The 16,020-nt window shown below is 66.9% G+C and carries 16 protein-coding genes; 8 read left to right on the top strand and 8 right to left on the bottom strand.

Going from position 1 to position 16,020, the window contains the following annotated elements; translation table 11 throughout:
- Positions 1 to 60: 60 nt before the first annotated feature.
- From hrcA to PX554_RS17320, 6 genes are read left to right on the top strand one after another with little or no spacing between them, the layout of a single operon-like run.
- Positions 61 to 1,104 (top strand): heat-inducible transcriptional repressor HrcA, encoded by a 1,044-nt coding sequence (gene hrcA, locus PX554_RS17295; protein WP_093224626.1) that lies wholly within the window; start codon positions 61 to 63, stop codon positions 1,102 to 1,104.
- A gap of 20 nt (positions 1,105 to 1,124) precedes the next feature.
- Positions 1,125 to 1,676 (top strand): nucleotide exchange factor GrpE, encoded by a 552-nt coding sequence (gene grpE / locus PX554_RS17300; protein ID WP_093224726.1) that lies wholly within the window; start codon positions 1,125 to 1,127, stop codon positions 1,674 to 1,676.
- Entirely contained in the window at positions 1,673 to 1,912 is a 240-nt protein-coding gene (locus PX554_RS17305) for a hypothetical protein (RefSeq protein ID WP_143023364.1), read from the top strand. The genes grpE and PX554_RS17305 overlap by 4 nt, the downstream gene beginning before the upstream one ends.
- A 29-nt stretch (positions 1,913 to 1,941) precedes the next feature.
- The gene (locus PX554_RS17310; RefSeq protein ID WP_275503804.1) at positions 1,942 to 2,466 is read left to right on the top strand and encodes a hypothetical protein; all 525 of its coding nucleotides are present in this window, start codon (positions 1,942 to 1,944) and stop codon (positions 2,464 to 2,466) included.
- Positions 2,432 to 2,602 carry a hypothetical protein gene (locus PX554_RS17315; protein WP_275503805.1) on the top strand — a complete coding sequence of 57 codons (171 nt, stop codon included), beginning with the start codon at positions 2,432 to 2,434 and terminating at the stop codon, positions 2,600 to 2,602. The genes PX554_RS17310 and PX554_RS17315 overlap by 35 nt, the downstream gene beginning before the upstream one ends.
- On the top strand, positions 2,599 to 3,828 hold the full coding sequence (locus PX554_RS17320) for a threonine synthase (protein ID WP_256326235.1): 1,230 nt from the start codon (positions 2,599 to 2,601) through the stop codon (positions 3,826 to 3,828). Before PX554_RS17315 ends, PX554_RS17320 begins: the two co-directional genes overlap by 4 nt.
- A gap of 6 nt (positions 3,829 to 3,834) precedes the next feature.
- On the opposite strand, the gene PX554_RS17325 is transcribed toward PX554_RS17320, so the two are convergent.
- The 4 genes from PX554_RS17325 to PX554_RS17340 all read right to left on the bottom strand — a co-directional run bounded on the left by PX554_RS17325 (position 3,835) and on the right by PX554_RS17340 (position 8,734).
- A complete protein-coding gene (locus PX554_RS17325) occupies positions 3,835 to 4,530 on the bottom strand; it encodes a WecB/TagA/CpsF family glycosyltransferase (protein ID WP_275503806.1) in 696 nt (231 codons plus the stop codon).
- 313 nt (positions 4,531 to 4,843) lie between these two features.
- Positions 4,844 to 6,121 carry a hypothetical protein gene (locus PX554_RS17330; protein WP_093224634.1) on the bottom strand — a complete coding sequence of 426 codons (1,278 nt, stop codon included), beginning with the start codon at positions 6,119 to 6,121 and terminating at the stop codon, positions 4,844 to 4,846.
- 85 nt (positions 6,122 to 6,206) lie between these two features.
- Positions 6,207 to 7,640, bottom strand: a complete 1,434-nt coding sequence (locus tag PX554_RS17335; protein ID WP_275503807.1) for a lipopolysaccharide biosynthesis protein — start codon at positions 7,638 to 7,640, stop codon at positions 6,207 to 6,209.
- On the bottom strand, positions 7,637 to 8,734 hold the full coding sequence (locus tag PX554_RS17340) for a glycosyltransferase (RefSeq protein ID WP_275503808.1): 1,098 nt from the start codon (positions 8,732 to 8,734) through the stop codon (positions 7,637 to 7,639). The genes PX554_RS17335 and PX554_RS17340 overlap by 4 nt, the downstream gene beginning before the upstream one ends.
- 420 nt (positions 8,735 to 9,154) lie before the next feature.
- Between PX554_RS17340 and PX554_RS17345 the strand changes: the two genes are divergently transcribed.
- Entirely contained in the window at positions 9,155 to 10,372 is a 1,218-nt protein-coding gene (locus tag PX554_RS17345) for an O-antigen ligase family protein (RefSeq protein WP_275503809.1), read from the top strand.
- Here PX554_RS17345 and PX554_RS17350 read toward each other — a convergent pair.
- Positions 10,332 to 12,194 (bottom strand): M3 family oligoendopeptidase, encoded by a 1,863-nt coding sequence (locus tag PX554_RS17350; RefSeq protein WP_275503810.1) that lies wholly within the window; start codon positions 12,192 to 12,194, stop codon positions 10,332 to 10,334. The two genes, PX554_RS17345 and PX554_RS17350, sit on opposite strands and share 41 nt — an antisense overlap.
- A gap of 178 nt (positions 12,195 to 12,372) precedes the next feature.
- Between PX554_RS17350 and PX554_RS17355 the strand changes: the two genes are divergently transcribed.
- On the top strand, positions 12,373 to 12,900 hold the full coding sequence (locus tag PX554_RS17355; protein ID WP_275503811.1) for a hypothetical protein: 528 nt from the start codon (positions 12,373 to 12,375) through the stop codon (positions 12,898 to 12,900).
- A 33-nt stretch (positions 12,901 to 12,933) separates the two neighbouring features.
- Here PX554_RS17355 and PX554_RS17360 read toward each other — a convergent pair whose 3' ends face one another.
- The 3 genes from PX554_RS17360 to groL form a co-directional block, all read right to left on the bottom strand.
- Positions 12,934 to 13,503 carry a Uma2 family endonuclease gene (locus PX554_RS17360; RefSeq protein ID WP_275503812.1) on the bottom strand — a complete coding sequence of 190 codons (570 nt, stop codon included), beginning with the start codon at positions 13,501 to 13,503 and terminating at the stop codon, positions 12,934 to 12,936.
- 76 nt (positions 13,504 to 13,579) lie between these two features.
- Positions 13,580 to 14,143, bottom strand: coding sequence for a Uma2 family endonuclease (locus tag PX554_RS17365; protein ID WP_275503813.1), 564 nt, complete (start codon positions 14,141 to 14,143; stop codon positions 13,580 to 13,582).
- Between the two features lie 195 nt (positions 14,144 to 14,338).
- Positions 14,339 to 15,985: a chaperonin GroEL gene (gene groL / locus PX554_RS17370; protein ID WP_275503814.1), complete on the bottom strand. Its 1,647-nt coding sequence runs from the start codon at positions 15,983 to 15,985 to the stop codon at positions 14,339 to 14,341.
- Positions 15,986 to 16,020: the final 35 nt, after the last annotated feature.

Raw genomic sequence — 16,020 nt, forward strand, 5'->3', positions numbered from 1 at the left:
GATAAGCGTCGCGGGGTGACTAGTCTTTCACTTGCGTGCACGCCAGCCTAGATAAACGCCATGCACGCGCCACCCGTCACCGACCTCAACGATCGCGCCCGCGACGTGTTTCGCGTGGTGGTGGAAAGCTATCTGGCCACCGGCGCGCCGATCGGCTCGCGCACGATCGCGCATCTTTCCGGGCTGAACCTGTCGCCGGCCTCGATCCGCAACGTGATGCAGGATCTGGAGGAACTCGGGCTGCTCGCCGCGCCGCACACCAGCGCCGGGCGGATGCCGACCGAGATCGGGCTGCGGCTGTTCGTCGATGGCATGATGCACGCGATGGAGCCTTCGGTGGAGGAGCGTGCCGCGATCGAATCGCAGGTGCAGCAGGCCGGGCCGGTCGAGGAGGCGCTGGCGGCGACCACCGCTGCGCTCTCGGGCCTGTCGGCATGCGCCGGGCTGGTGATGGTGCCCAAGCGCGAGTTCGTGCTGCGCCAGATGAGTTTCGTGCCGCTCTCCGCTGATAAGGCTTTGGCGGTGCTGGTCGGCGGTGACGGATCGGTCGAGAACCGCGTGGTCGATCTGCCGCCGGGGGTGAGCGTGCCTGCGCTGATCGAGGCGGGCAATTACATGACGGCGACGCTCGGCGGGCTGACACTCGCCGAGGCTCGCGCGCGCATCGAGCGCGAGATGGCCGAGGAGCGTGCGCTGGTCGACAGCGCGGCGCGCGCGCTGATCGAGCGCGGGCTGGCGGTGTGGAGCGAGGATGGCGACCGCCGCCCGGTGCTGATCGTGCGCGGGCAGGGGCGGCTGATCGACGCCGCCGCCGCCGCCGATCTCGACCGGATCAGCGATCTGCTCGACGATCTCGAAGGCAAGCAGGAGATCGCGCGGCTGCTCGACAGCGCGAGCGCGGGCGATGCGACACGGATCTTCATCGGCGCGGAGAACAAGTTGTTTTCGCTGTCCGGATCGTCGGTGATCGCCAAGCCGTTCAGGGGATTGGACGGGCGCGTGGTGGGGGTGGTCGGCGTGATCGGACCCACCCGGTTGAACTATGCGCGCGTTGTCCCCATGGTTGATTTCACTGCCGCGACGCTGGCGCGGCTCATGGGTTAGAGAACCGGGACTGAATGATGATGACCGACGACGACAAGATCGACACCGTACCTGCCGAGGGCGACCTGCGCGAGGAAACCGCCGAGGCGGCGCCCGAGGTGGCCGAGCATGATCGCACCAGCGCGCTCGAGACGGAGCTCGCCGAGGCGAAGAAGGCGGTGCTCTACGCGCATGCCGAGGCGCAGAACATGCGCCGCCGCGCCGAGAAGGAAGCCGCCGACGCGCGCGCCTATGCCGCGACCGCGTTCGCGCGCGATCTGCTGTCGGTGGCGGACAATCTGGAACGCGGCCTGAGCGCGATCCCGGCGGAGCTGCGCGAGGACGACAAGTTCAAGGCGCTGGTGACCGGGCTGGAGGCGACCGGTCGCGAGCTGGAAGCGGTGTTCCAGCGGCACGGCATCAAGAAGATCGTCGCGCTCGGCGAGAAGCTCGATCCGAACTTCCACCAGGCGATGCTGGAAATGCCCAGCGACAAGGAACCGGGCACCGTCGTGCAGGAGATGCAGGCGGGCTATGTCATCAAGGAGCGGCTGCTGCGGCCGGCGCTGGTGGCGGTGGCGAAGGCGGGGTGAGTGAAAGCGTCGCCCCGGCGTCGGTGGAGCCGCGGGTCGTCCGCGCTCCGTTGATGCTGGGGTTGATCGCGTTCCCGATCGTCTTTGTGTGGTTTCTGTTTTTGCCGGGCTTCACCCGCAGCCTTAGATTAGTCGCGCTCGCTTACACCTTTGCGCCCGTAGTCGTAGCCGCAGCCTTCCTGATGGTGTCGGCTGCGGTTCTTGGGATCGCTGAGATCTTGGGAGTGGCACGCTGAGCGGCCTGCGCGTCGAGTTCGAGATAGCTTTGCGCTTGTTCGCGCGGGCCACGACGATCATGAAGAGCCAAGGTTTTGAGGCTCCTGTGCTGGTTGGCGGGGCCGCTGTCGAACTCTATTCGTTGAGCGCGCTCACCACCGGCGATTTTGATATATCGACCGCACGGCAGGAGCCGTTCGAGCAGGCACTTCGCTCGTTGGGTTTCGTGAAGCCGTCTGGGGCGGGCGTCGCCTTGCGGGGATGGGTTCATCCCGAGCTGAAGCTGGGCTTCGAAGTCGTCGCAAGTACTGTACTTGATGGTCTTGCCGACCGCGATAGAATCGTTCTCATCGATCTGGGCAGCGATGGCATCGCGTCGATCATTTCCGTCGAGGATATGATCGCCGATCGGATGGGCCAATTCGCCTCGGGCAGCGCACCTGAAATGCTTGCGCAGGCACAGCGTCTGCTTGCGCTTCACAGCGATGCGGATCGCGCCTATCTCGACCGCAGGATACGCGAAGAAACGATTGGCGAACATGGTATCGAAGACATCCCAACCGGTCCCGCTTGAGGACTTCGTTCGCGATATTGAGCGCCGGCGCGCCGAAACGGGCATCACCGAACTCCCCCGCAACTCCGGCCTGCGCCGTACCGCCAGCAAGCGCACTCTGCTGAAGGCGATCGAGGAGGCCGGCGGCCGGTGGTGAACCCGAACCCCAATATCGTCGCCGAGCGGCCGACCTTCGTCACGCATCTCGAATGTTCGATGACCGGCGAGCGTTACGAGGCCGATCAGCTCCACAATCTGTCGCGCGTCGGCAGGCCGCTGCTGGTGCGCTATGATCTCGACGCGGTGCGCGCCGCGGTGCCGCGCGCGATGATCGAGGCGCGGCCGGCCGATCTGTGGCGGTGGCGCGAGCTGCTGCCGGTGCGGCATAGCCGCGACGTGGTCAGCCTCGGCGAGATCGAGACGCCGCTGGTGCCGATCCCGAAATCGGGCGGGCCGAACGTGCTCGTCAAGGACGAGGGGCGGCTGCCTACGGGCTCGTTCAAGGCGCGCGGGCTCGTCATGGCGGTGTCGATGGCCAAGGCGCTTGGCGTGACGAAGATCGCGATGCCGACCAACGGCAATGCCGGCGCCGCGCTTGCCGCTTATGCGACGCGCTGCGGGATCGAGACGATCGTGCTGTGCCCGGACGACACGCCCGAGATCAACGTGCGCGAGATCGCGATGCAGGGTGCGCGCGTGTACCGCGTCAACGGGCTGATCGACGATTGCGGGGCGATCGTCGCCAAGGGCGCGGCCGAGGGGCTGTGGTTCGATTTCTCGACGCTCAAGGAGCCGTACCGGATCGAGGGCAAGAAGACGATGGGGCTGGAACTGGCCGCGCAACTGCGTTGGACGCTTCCGCGCGCGATCTTCTATCCGACCGGCGGCGGCACCGGCCTGATCGGCATGTGGAAGGCTTTCGCGGAGATGGAGGCGCTCGGCTGGATCGGGCCTGAGCGACCGAAGATGTTCGCGGTGCAGGCGAGCGGCTGCGCGCCGATCGTGCGCGCGTTCGAGGCGGGCGAGGAGCATGCCGAGCGCTGGGAGGATGCCTCGACCGTGGCGGCGGGTATTCGCGTGCCGCGCGCGGTCGGCGATTTCCTGATCCTGCGCGCGGTGCGCGAAAGCGGCGGGCAGGCGATGGCGGTGGGCGATCCGGCGATCCTGAAAGCGGTGGACGAGTGCGCGCGCAAGGACGGGTTGCTGCTCTGTCCCGAAGGCGGGGCGACGTTGGCGGCCTATCGCGAGGCGCTGCGGCTCGGGCTGATCGATGAGGAGGAGAGCGCGGTGCTGTTCAACTGCGCGACGGGCCTCAAATATCCGATGCCCGATGCGAGCGAGACGCTCGATCGCCACCAGCCGATCGACCTGGCGGCGCTGTAGGGCGCTTCAGGGCCGCTCGCGCGACTTGGCGATCAGATAGTATAGCGCCGAGAAATTGGTCGAGAGGTAGCGTGGTGCCAGCCGGCGTGGCTCGATCATCGTGCGGTGCAGCCATTCGAGCCCGACGTTCTGCATCCACATCGGCGCGCGCGGCACATGCGCGCCGACATGATCGAACAGCCCGCCGCAGGTGCGAATCCACGCAAGCCCCTGCAATTGCGCGCGGCGGCGGATCGCGAAGCTCTCCTGGCGCGGCGTGCCCATGCCGACCCACAGCACTTCGGCGCCCGAGGCGCGGATCTCGTCGCAGATCGCATCCTCCTCGGCCTCGGTGAAATAGCCGTGGCGGGTGCCGACGATCTGGAGCCCCGGATATTGCGCGCACAGCGTCTCGGCGGCGGCGGCGGCGATGCCGGGGCGGGCGCCGAGAAAATAGAATTTCACCCCCGTCTCGACCGCCTTGGCGGCGGCGTCATGGATGAAATCGGTGGTGGCGAGCCGCTCGGGCAGCGGATGTTTCCAGAAGGCGCGCGTGAACAGCACCAGCGGCATGCCGTCGGCGTCAATCAGGTCGACCGCGTCCATCGTCGCGCGGAAGGCCGCGCTGCGATGATAGAGCGCGATCACGAAGCCGTTCGAGGACACGATCACACGCGGCGCCGCAAGTTCGCCCGAGCGCGCCATGGCGGTATCGCGGGCCATGGCCTCAGCCATTTCCGCGCGGGTCGCGCATACGGTTGGTAGCCCCCCAACCAACGCAATTCTGGGCGAAACTCGGATTTGCGCTACTCTCATGCTAATAAAGGAAGGGGCAGTGCAGGTTATCCGGGCGATAGCCGTTTCAAAAAGGATATGGAACGGCCGTTTGAACCGGGGTGGCTTTCCTCTTCCTTTTTCGTCGTCACGTGGATCGCGCATCAGGACATGCGCGAAGCATCATTACGGCGCTGTTATAGTTCCACTCTTCCCCGTTTGGCGCTGGCGCGTCAAGCACCGGCTGGCGATAATCGCGCGATCAGCGCGCGGGGACGCCGCGCAACGGCTCGCCCGAGGGCAGGCGGAAGCCGCGCCGATACACGAGCGAACTGACGAACAGATAGATCACGATCGTCGGCGGATAGATGAAGGCGGCATCGAAGAAGGAGACCAGCAGGTATCCCGCGCACCCCGCCGCCGCGGCGCGGCGCAGGGTGGAAAGCCGCGACGCCTGGCCGAGCGCGTAACCGACCGGATACACCAGCGCGACGAGCGCGATCAGGAAGCCGATCACGCCGAAGCTGCGAAGCAGGCCGGCGTAGAGGATCTCGGCGATGCGGAACGTGCTCTCGCCGAACGGCGATAGCGTCAGCGTGGTCCATTGTTCGATACGGCCGCCGAGATCGGTGTCGAACAACGAGTCGCTCGACCAGCCGAGCGTGACCATCATGTAGAGGGCGAGCGCGAGCGAGGCGAACGCGGCGATCCAGAACGAGAATCGCGACAGCCGGACCTGGCCCGACATCGCCATGAACATGCCCACCATGATGAGACCGAACCAGGTCGACCGGCTGAGGCTGAGCACCACCGAGAGCAGGAACGCGATCACCCAGGCGCGCGATTTCTCGAAATATATGTACACCGGGGCGAGCATGACCATGCAGGCGCCGAAGATGTTGCCGTTGTTATACGTGCTGATGAGCTTCATCAGCGCGCCACGGCGGTTGTTCTTGTTGAACACGCTCGAAAGTTCGCCGGCGTTGATCGTGATGTAGCGGATTTCGATGATGTGCTTGAACAGGATGAACATCACGAAGTTCAGCAGGCCCCACACGATCACGAACCGCATGCTCCAGCGGAGCACCGTGCCGATCTGCTTTTCGGTGAGATATTCGAGGTGCGCGCACAGCGCGATCAGCATGATCGCCGGCAAGGCGATGAACAGCGCGACGGCGAGCACGACGGAGGATTGAGCGGCGCCGTACAGGATCGTCTTGTAGATGCCGATGAAGCCGACCGCGAGATAGGCGACGAAATTGCCGATCGCGGCGGCCGACAGCGTCGGGCGACGGGCGAGGCCGATCAGCCCGATCGGCGCGACCACGGCGAGCAGCATATAGCCGAAGGTCAGCGGGTAGCCATACACCTCGATACCGGCCTTGGGGGAGGCGATATTGGTGATGATGAGCAGGACATAGACCCAGTAGAAGAACGACGGCCTCGATCCCGCCGAGGCGAGCAGCCGCTGGCCGCGCGCGAGCGGTGCCGGCCAGGCGCGGGGCAACGCGTGATCCGTGGTGAGGGACTGGCCGATCATGAAGGCGCCGATCTCGTGGGAATTGGCGTGGACTGATCCCCGGCACGCGCCGGATCGTCAAGCGCAAATCGTCGTCGGGCGGCGCTCATGCGGGGCGCATCCGCCGATCGCGACCGAGCAGGGCCGTGATCTCCTCGACGCCCGGCCGGTTGAACGCGCGGCTGAGCAGGAGGAAGGCCGCGACGCAGGGCACGAGCGACAGCGCGGCGTTGCCGAGCGCCATCCGGGCGAGTGAGAACAGGCCGAGCGCCGCGAGCACGGGAAGCGCGGGCGCGACGATCTGGCGGTGATAGTCGAGGAAGCGCACGGCCGACAGCGGCCGGAGCACCGCGATCCACGCGATCTCCATGAACAGGAAATACACCGCCGCCATCGCCAGCGACAGCGCGACCGGGCCGGCCATCGCCCCCGCATAGGCCGCGCTGGCGACGAGCGCGGCGAAGCCGAGCTGATACCAGAGCGCGGCCCGGCTCCTGCCGAGCGCGGACAAATAGGTGCCGAGCGGGTTGACCGTGGCGCGCAGCGCGAACCACGCGGCGACATAGGGCAGCAACCGCCCCGCGCCGCGCCAGCGTTCGCCGAGCAGCAAGGGCAACAGATCGGCGCCGAACAGGGCGAGCGCCGCATAGACGGGGAAACAGACCGAAGCCGACATGCGCAGCACGCGCAGATACAACGCGCCGACGCGCCGCGGATCATGCTGTTCGCGCGCCATCAGCGGCAGGCCCACCCGCAGGATGACGGGATTGATCGCGGTCATGATCTTCAGGGCGAGATCGCGCGGCTGGCCGAAACTGCCGAACACCGGCTTGGGGAAGACGAAGCCCGCGATCAGCAGATCGAGCTGGACCGTGACCGAGATCGCCAGATTGACCAGCAGCATATCCAGCCCATACGGCACGAAGTGGCGGACATCGCGCCAGGCGAAATGCCACGCCGGCCGCCAGCCGCGCGCGAGCCACACCCACGACAGGCCAAGCGCGCTGGCCGAGGTGGCGAGCTGCCCCCAGACGACGCAATATGGCCCGGCGCGCGCAAGGGCGAGGCCGACCGCCACCAGAAAGCCGACTGCGGCGGCGGCGACCTCGACCTTGATGACGGCTTCGAAGCGCAGATCGCGTTCGGCGAGGACACGCAACTGGAGGTAGAAGCCGTTGGCGACGAACATGCCGCTCGCGATCCACAGCATCGGCGTGAGGCGCGGGGCGGCGTACAGGTGCGCGAGCAGGGGCGCCGCCGCGATCGTGGCCAGCGCCACGCCCAAGCCGACCATGACGTTGAGCCAATAGAGCGAGGATGTCTCGTCCGCGCTCACGTCGCGGAAGCGGATCAGCGCGCTCGACAGTCCCGCGTCGCACAGGCTTTGCGCGAGTTGCAGCAGCGACATCATCAGGACGACCAGCCCGAAATCGGCGACGCCGAGCAGCCGCGCGACGATCAGCAATTGCACCGTCGCCAGCACCGCGCGCAGGATGTTGCCCGTCGCGGTCCAGCGGACCGATCCGCGCGCGCCGCTCATGCGTCGAGTACGCGGCGGAACACCGCCTCGTACCGGTCGCACGCGGTCTCGACCGAAAAGTCGCGCGCGCGGGCGATCTGGCGGTCGCGCGGCGCCGGCGCGCGCAGCATCGCGTCGATCGCCTGCGCCATCGCAGCCACGTCGCCGACCGGTACCAGCGCGCCGAACCGTCCGCCCGCGACGATCTCGCGCGGGCCATCGGGACAATCGGTGGTGACGATGCTCGCGCCCGCGCCGAGCGCCTCGACCAGCACGTTGCCGAACCCCTCCCACGCCGAACTCAGCACGAAGAAGCCGGCGGCGGCGATCGACGGGGTGATGTCGGGCACGAATCCGGGCAGCGCGACGCGTCCGGCCACTCCGAGGGTCGCGGCCAGCGCCTCCAGTTCGGCGCGGAGCGGCCCGTCGCCGAAGATCACCGCGCGGAGCCCGCGCTGTCCGCTCAGCGACAGCGCGCGCAGCAGGGTCGCGAAATCCTTCTGTTCGACCAGCCGCCCGGCGGCGACGATCACCGGCCCGGCGCCGTCGCCGGTCCACGGATGCGCGGCCGTGGCGCCATCGACCGGCGGGCGGTGGGCCGGATTGTAGATCACGCTGATGCGTTCGCGCTCGATCCGGGCGAAGCGGGCGAGCGAATCGGCGAGCCCGTGCGATACCGCGACGATCGCGTCGGCGCGCCGGTAGGTGAAGATCGCGGCCCTGTGCCACGCCTTCTGTTTCCACCCGGCCAGCCGCGCATAATCGGCCTGCGGATTGGTGCGCTCGGTCAACACGTTGCGCGCGCGCGTGCCCGACAGGAGCCGCGCGATCACCGCGGCGTTGTTGAACTGGGGCATCGCGCTCAGCACGATATCGTAGCGGCCGGTGCGTAGCAGCCGGGCGAGCGCGGGAATCGTGCCGCGCGCGCTGTTGGCCGGATGGCGCAGCCAGTGGATCGTCACGCCGGGCGCGACCGGATAGTCGTTCGGACCCGGCGCGCCGGCGAGGATCAGCGTCAGCTCATGCCCGCGCGCGACGAGTGCGTGCGAAAGGTTGGCGATCATATGCTCGACGCCGCCCGGCCTCAGCCCTTCGTAGAAGAACGCGATCTTCAAAGGCGCTCCCCCCGTTCGCGCGATGTCGGCGGTCCCGTCGCTGGTTTCGGAACGATTCCATGAATACCTGCGACCCCGAGCCAAGTCGAAGCACGTGTGCGACCGGTGCCGCTTGTACGTTCCTTTACCCCCGATGGTCCGTGTGAAGCACGCGGGCCAAAAAAGCGATAGCGAAACGCGATATCATCGCTTAGCCAATGATGCCGCATGCCATGGCTTCTTCGCGTCCGAGTAGCTGACCGGCCCACGCGGTCCGCCGCCGGCGTGATGCCAGCGCCGTGGCGCCTGCCCGGGCGATCCGCGCGGCTGTTGTCTTATTGGCGTCATGTTCCGCCGCAGTCACGAAGCGTCCGATCGGTCGTCACGATTTCAGCGACATATGTTCCTGTCTTCCTGTTCGTCTTGCTGGTCTTTTCGGGTGTGACCTGGTCGACGGCGGATTCGCAGGTCGTCGCGGATGCCGGCGGCGATCCCGCGATCGGCGTGTTCAGCGGCAAGGCCGGGTTGCTGGCCGCGCTGGCGCTGGTCGGCATGTATCTGCCGGCGCTGCGCGATCCGCCGCGATCGCTTGGCGGGGCCTTGTGCCTGTTCTGGGTGCTCGCCTTCGCATCGGTGTTGTGGGCGAGTACCGTCGGCACCGTGCTGTTCGCGCTCACCCATTTGACCCTCCTGCTCGCCGCGGCGATGCTGGCGCACCGGTTGCTCGGTTTCGCGCGCGCGCTGCGGCTGGTCTGGCTGGTGAGCGCGGCGCTGATCCTGCTGTCGGTCGCGCTCGCCGCGACGGGTGATCCGCATGCGGTGATGGGCGGGATGCACGCGGGGCGCTGGCGCGGGCTGTTCGCGCACAAGAACAGCTTCGCGCCGTTCCTCACCGTCCATCTGCTGATCGCGCTGTTCGCGCCCGCCAGCCTCAAGCTGCCGGTCGCGGCGATCGTGGCGATGGTGGCGGTGGATCTGGTCGCGCTGTTCTTCGCCAATTCCGCGACGGCGGACATCGCCGCCGCCGCCGGCATCGTCGCGGGTATCGCGTTGCTGCCGATCCGCAACGGCGCGGTGCGGACGCTGTGGCGGAGCGGCGCGATCACTGTCGCGGGCGTGCTGGGCGGCGTGCTGCTGCTCCAGCCCGGCGTCACGGGGAAGGCGCTGGGGCGCGACACGACCATGAGCGGACGCGCGGCGATGTGGGCGCAGGCGATGCCGCTGACGGTCGAGCGCCCGCTCGGCACCGGCTATGGCTCCGGCGGCGGATCGCGGGTGTCGATCGAATTGCAGAAGCGGATGCACCGCGCGATCAACCTCAGCGTGCAGAGCGGCTATCTCAACCTCGCGCTCGAACTCGGCTGGGGCGCGGTGGTGCTGTTCGCGCTGTGGGCCGGCGGGGGCATGCTCTCGGTGCTGTTCAGCCGGCGCGCATCCTCGGCGCAGACCTTGCTCGCCGCATTGCTGGCGGCGATGATCGTCGAGAGCGTTTCGGAGGTGAACGCCTGCTTCGCGCCGGGCTGGCTGCTGCTGGTGACGATGCTGCCGATGATCGAGACGCGCCGGGCGATGCGGCCCCGGCTGCGCCTGCTCCGACGGCGCTATGCGCGGCGAACGGTCACGCCATCAGCGCCTCGCACTGATCGAGCGTATCCTTGAAGGTGGCGATGATCGCCTGATACGGCGTCGCGCTCGCCATATCGAGCCCGGCGCGCTTGAGGATATCGACCGCATAGTCCGATCCGCCGGATTTGAGCACGTTCAGATAGGTCTCGCGCTCCTTGGCGCCGCCCGTGAGGATCGATCGCGCGAAATAGGACGCCGCCGAGATCGAGGTGGCATATTGGTAGACGTAGAAGCTCGTATAGAAATGCGGGATATACGCCCATTCCGAGCCATAGGTGTCGGCGATCGCGACGTTCGGGCCGTGGTAGCGGCGCAGCAGATCGAGATAGAGCTTGGTCAGCGTCTCGCCCGACAGACCTTCGCCCGCCTCGGCCTTGTCGTGGACGAGCAGTTCGAACTCGCCGAACATCGCCTGCCGGTAGAAGGTGCCGCGGATCGATTCGAGCTGCTGGCCGAGGTAGAACAGCTTCTCCTGCTTGGTCTTGGCGCGCGCGACCATATAGGCGGCGAGGAGCTGTTCGTTGCAGGTCGAGGCGATCTCGGCGAGGAAGATCGGGTAGTTGGTCTTCTCATACACGTTGTTCTTGTTGGCGAGCAGCGTGTGCATCGCATGGCCCCATTCGTGCGCGTAGGTCGTCATCCCCTCGTAATTCTCGCCGAGGTTGAGCAGTAGATAGGGATGCACGTCGAACGCCGCGCCGGGGTTCATGTACGCGCCGGATTTCTTGCCGGGGCGCGGTAGCGGGTCCATCCATTTCTTCGCGGTCGCCTCGGCGAAGAGCGCGCCATATTCCGGGCCGAGCGGCCGCAGCGCCTCGATCGTGGTGGCGCGCATCTCGGGCACGGTGACCTTCCGGTCGAGTTGCACCAGCGGCGGATAGATGTCGTAATAGGCCATGTCGGGCAGCCTGAGCAGCTTGCGCCGCAGCTCGAAATAGCGGTGGAGCTGGGGCAGGCCGGCGTTGGTCTCGCGCACCAGAGCGCGGTACACCGCCTCGGGGACGTTGCCGCCCGACAGCGCCATCGCCAGCGAGGTCGGATATTTGCGCGCCTTCTTGGCGAAGACGTCGGCCTTCACATGGCTGAGGTAGGCGGTGCCGAGCGACGCCTGGAACTTGCCATATTGCGCCCAGAAGGTGTCGAACACCAGTTTGCGGTCGGTGCGGTTGGGCGCATCGCGGTTGAGCGTATAGGCTTGGTCGTCGAGCCGCACCGCCTTGCCGGTCGAGAGCGTGACGGTCGGCCACGGGATGTCGGAGGCGACGAGTTGCTCGCGGATGTCACGCGGGCCGCTGAACGGGGCGGCGGTGGCGGCGAGCAGCACTTCGCCCTCGGGCGACAGCGTGTGCTCGGCCTGGCGCAGCACGTCGGCGAGCTGGAAGTCGAAATGCTGTTTGAGCGTCGCGTTGGCGGCGACGAACTGGTCGATCCGCGCCTTGCCGACGCCGAGGATTTCCGGCGCGACCCATGACGTGGCCTCGCCGAACGCGGTGTAGAGGTCGGTCGCGAGCGCCTCCTTCTCCTGATTGGCGGAGACGCGCAGATCGGCATCGGCCTTGAGGCTGGCATAGGTGTAGATGCGCGAGATCATGCGATCGAGCTTGGTCTGTTCCGATAGCGCCGCCGCCAGCGCGTCGGCGCTGGTGCCGAGCGTGCCCTTGAACTTGGCGAAGCCCGGAAGTTCGGCGAGCGCCTGCCGGCGCGCCGCGTCCCACGCGGCGTCATCGGGGAACAGGTCGGTCAGATCCCAGGCCGCGCCGCCGCCGGCGGGAGCCTGGGCCAAAGCGGGCAGGGCGGCGGCGAACGTGGCGAGACTGGCGGCGGCGATCGCCGAGCGGCGGGTGAGATCTGGCATGACGGATCTTTCAACAGGCGGAATCAACCGATGATGCCAAAGCGCCCGGTGTTTGGCTAGGGTAGGGCACCGCGCGCCTGCCGTCGGGGATGCGCGAATTTTTGTGTCGGGCGTGTAACCAATTCGGTCACACGGGCGTTCGGGCCAGCATCAACATCGCACAACAGGGATATCGATCATGCGTGTAGTCCCCGCTTTCGTCATCGCCGGTCTGCTGATCGCGCCGGTCACCGCCGCGACCGCGCAGCAAAACAACAATGGCCTCGGCCACGTCGTCACCCAGCCGCTGCGCGACACCCGGATCAAGGACGAGAAGATTCCGGCGGTGTTGCAGCGCGCCGCGTCCGCGCCGTATTCGGCGGTGGGCACGCAGAATTGCGCCGCGATCACCGCGCAGATCCGCGATCTCAACGGCGCGCTCGGCGCCGACGTCGATACGCCCGCCAAGCAGAAGGGCGAGGGCTCGGCGATCGCGGCGGCCGGCGCGCGTGCGGTGGTCGGCACGCTGATCCCCGGGCTTGGGCTGGTGCGCGTCATCACCGGCGCCGACAAGGCGCAGCGCCGCGCCGAGGCGGCGGTCTATGCCGGCGCGGTGCGGCGCGGGTATCTGAAGGGGCTGGGGCTGGCGAAGCGCTGCCGCGTGCCCGCCGCGCCGACCGCCGCCTCGCTGGCGGCGAAACCGGAGTTGCTGGCGGCGGACCAATAAGCCCGGCGAGACCCGCGCGCGCCGGGCGGGTCGTCAATCGCGCGCGAAGATTTCCGCGTGGGGCAGGGTGATGCCGAGCGAGGGCAGCGGCACGTCCACCCCGCGCGGAAGCCAGGAGTCGGACCAGTCGTCGCCCGCCACGCGGCGGACGATCCGCACCCGCTCATCGCTCGTATCGACGAGAACGATCGTCTGGACACCGGGAAGCGCGCGATATTCGAGCAGCTTCACCTTCTGGTCGTACGACGATGTCGAAGGCGATAGCACTTCGAAGATGACCTGGGGGTCGCCGAGCAGCTTCTTGCGGGCGTTCTCGGGCGCGCTGGGATTGTTGCAATAGACGCTGACATCGGGGAGCCGGACGGTGCGTTCGTCGGTTCGGGTCGCGAAATCGGAGCCATAGGGACGGCATCCCGACCCTCGCAGGGCGGGGCCGAGAAAGCTCAGGATGTTGGCGGCGACGCGGGCATGTTCTTCGCTGACCCCGGCCATTATGTAGATCAGGCCGTCTTCAAGTTCGGCCTTCGCACCGCCGAAATCCATGTCGAGGAATTCCTCGATCGAGATGCGGCGGTAGGATGGGTCGAGCGCGACGTGAGCCATGCCCATAATCTATCAAACGCAGTGGGCTCGACAAAGGGCGGGTGATCGTTGCGAGGCTCGTCGGCCGTGGCGGTCGTCAGTCGCGCGCGAAGATCTCCGCGTGCGGCAGGGTAATGCCGAGTGATGGGAGCACGACATCCTGCGGTTGTGCGAACAGGTCGTCGCGCCATGAGGTCGGGCCAAGGCGCTGTACCACCCGCGCCAGTTCGCTCACCGGATTGACGAAGACGATCGTGTCGATCGACTCCAACCGGCGATATTCGTCGAGCTTCTTGCCGATGTCGTTCGCCTCGGTCGAGGGGGAGAGCACCTCGAAGATGACCCTCGGCCGTTCGAACAGCTTCAACGTGTCGGTTTCGGGCAACGGCGGTTCGTCGCACATCACGCTGACGTCCGGGTAGCGCAAGTTGATGTCGTCGATGCGGATCGCGGCGTCGGAACCATAGGGTCGGCACCCTGAGCCCCGCAGCGCTGTGTGAAGATAGGCATAGATGTTGCCGGCAACACGGGCATGCGCTCGTGTGCCGCCCGTCATCATCTGGATGACGCCATCGACCAGCTCGAACTTCTTGTCCGTGCCGAAATCGAGCGACAGGAACGTCTCGACGGTAATCGGCTGGTAGGCGGGCTCGTGTCGCATCGTCACCTCTCGGCGCGGTTGTAGCGCATACCGAGTGGACGCACAAAGGGCCGGCGGATCGATCCGCCGGCCCTTCGTTTTTCGTCGAACGGCGCGGGCGAAGCCCGCGCTGGGCGTCAGACCGGGTCGGCTTCGCCGACCGGCTGGCCGTTCTGATTTCGTGTCGGGAGCAGCTTTCGCTGCCCCCGTCCGAAATCAGAAGTCCATGCCGCCCATGCCGCCCATGCCAGCGCCGCCGCCCATCGGCATCGCGGGCTTGTCTTCCGGCAGCTCGCTCACGGCCGCTTCGGTCGTGATGAGCAGGCCAGCGACCGAAGCCGCGTTCTGGAGCGCGGTGCGGACGACCTTGGTCGGGTCGATCACGCCGGCGGTGACGAGGTTCTCGTACACGTCGGTCGAGGCGTTGAAGCCGAACGAGGTGTCGTCCTGGTCGAGCAGCTTGCCCGAGACGACCGCGCCATCATGGCCCGCGTTGCTGGCGATCTGGCGAACCAGCGCGGTCAGCGACTTGCGGACGATGTCCACGCCGCGGGTCTGGTCCTCGTTCGCGCCGGTCAGGCCGTTGAGGGCCTTCGTGGCGTACAGGAGGGCCGTGCCGCCGCCGGGGACGATGCCTTCTTCGACCGCGGCGCGGGTTGCGTGCAGCGCGTCGTCAACGCGATCCTTGCGCTCCTTGACTTCGACTTCCGAAGCGCCGCCGACCTTGATGACGGCCACGCCACCGGCGAGCTTGGCGAGACGCTCCTGGAGCTTCTCACGGTCATAGTCCGAGGTCGTGATCTCGATCTGCTGACGGATCGCATCGGTGCGGCCCTTGATCGCATCGGCTTCACCCGCACCGTCGACGATGGTGGTGTTGTCCTTGTCGATCGTGACGCGCTTGGCGGTGCCGAGCATGCCGAGCGTGACGTTCTCGAGCTTGATGCCGAGGTCTTCCGAGATGACTTCGCCCTTGGTGAGGACGGCGATGTCCTCGAGCATCGCCTTGCGACGATCACCGAAGCCCGGTGCCTTGACCGCCGCGACCTTGAGGCCGCCGCGCAGCTTGTTGACGACGAGCGTGGCCAGAGCCTCGCCCTCGATGTCCTCGGCGATGATGAGCAGCGGGCGGCCCGACTGGACAACCGCTTCGAGGATCGGCAGGATCGCCTGCAGGTTCGAGAGCTTCTTCTCGTGGATGAGGATGTACGGATCGGCGAGCTCGACCGTCATCTTCTCGGGGTTGGTGATGAAGTAGGGCGACAGGTAGCCGCGGTCGAACTGCATGCCCTCGACGACGTCGAGCTCGAAATCGAGACCCTTCGCCTCTTCGACGGTGATGACGCCTTCCTTGCCGACCTTCTCCATCGCCTCGGCGATCTTTTCGCCGACTTCACGGTCGCCGTTGGCCGAGATGATGCCGACCTGCGCGACTTCCGACGAACCCGAGACGGGCTTCGAGCGCGACTTGATGTCCTCGACGACCTTGTGGACGGCGAGGTCAATGCCGCGCTTGAGGTCCATCGGGTTCATGCCGGCCGCGACCGACTTCATGCCCTCGCGCACGATCGCCTGAGCGAGTACGGTGGCGGTGGTGGTGCCGTCACCCGCGACGTCGTTGGTCTTCGAGGCGACTTCGCGCACCATCTGCGCGCCCATGTTCTCGAACTTGTCCTTGAGTTCGATTTCCTTGGCGACGGTGACGCCGTCCTTGGTGATGCGCGGGGCGCCGAACGACTTGTCGATGACGACGTTGCGGCCCTTCGGCCCGAGCGTGACCTTCACCGCATCGGCGAGGATGTCGACGCCGCGCAGGATGCGCTCGCGCGCGTCACGGCTGAATTTTACGTCCTTGGCTGCCATGTTGGCTGACCTTTCAGATTAGGATGTTGAGAAGA

Origin of the sequence: Sphingomonas pollutisoli (genome assembly GCF_029167165.1) — a bacterium.
Classification (GTDB): domain Bacteria; phylum Pseudomonadota; class Alphaproteobacteria; order Sphingomonadales; family Sphingomonadaceae; genus Sphingomonas; species Sphingomonas pollutisoli.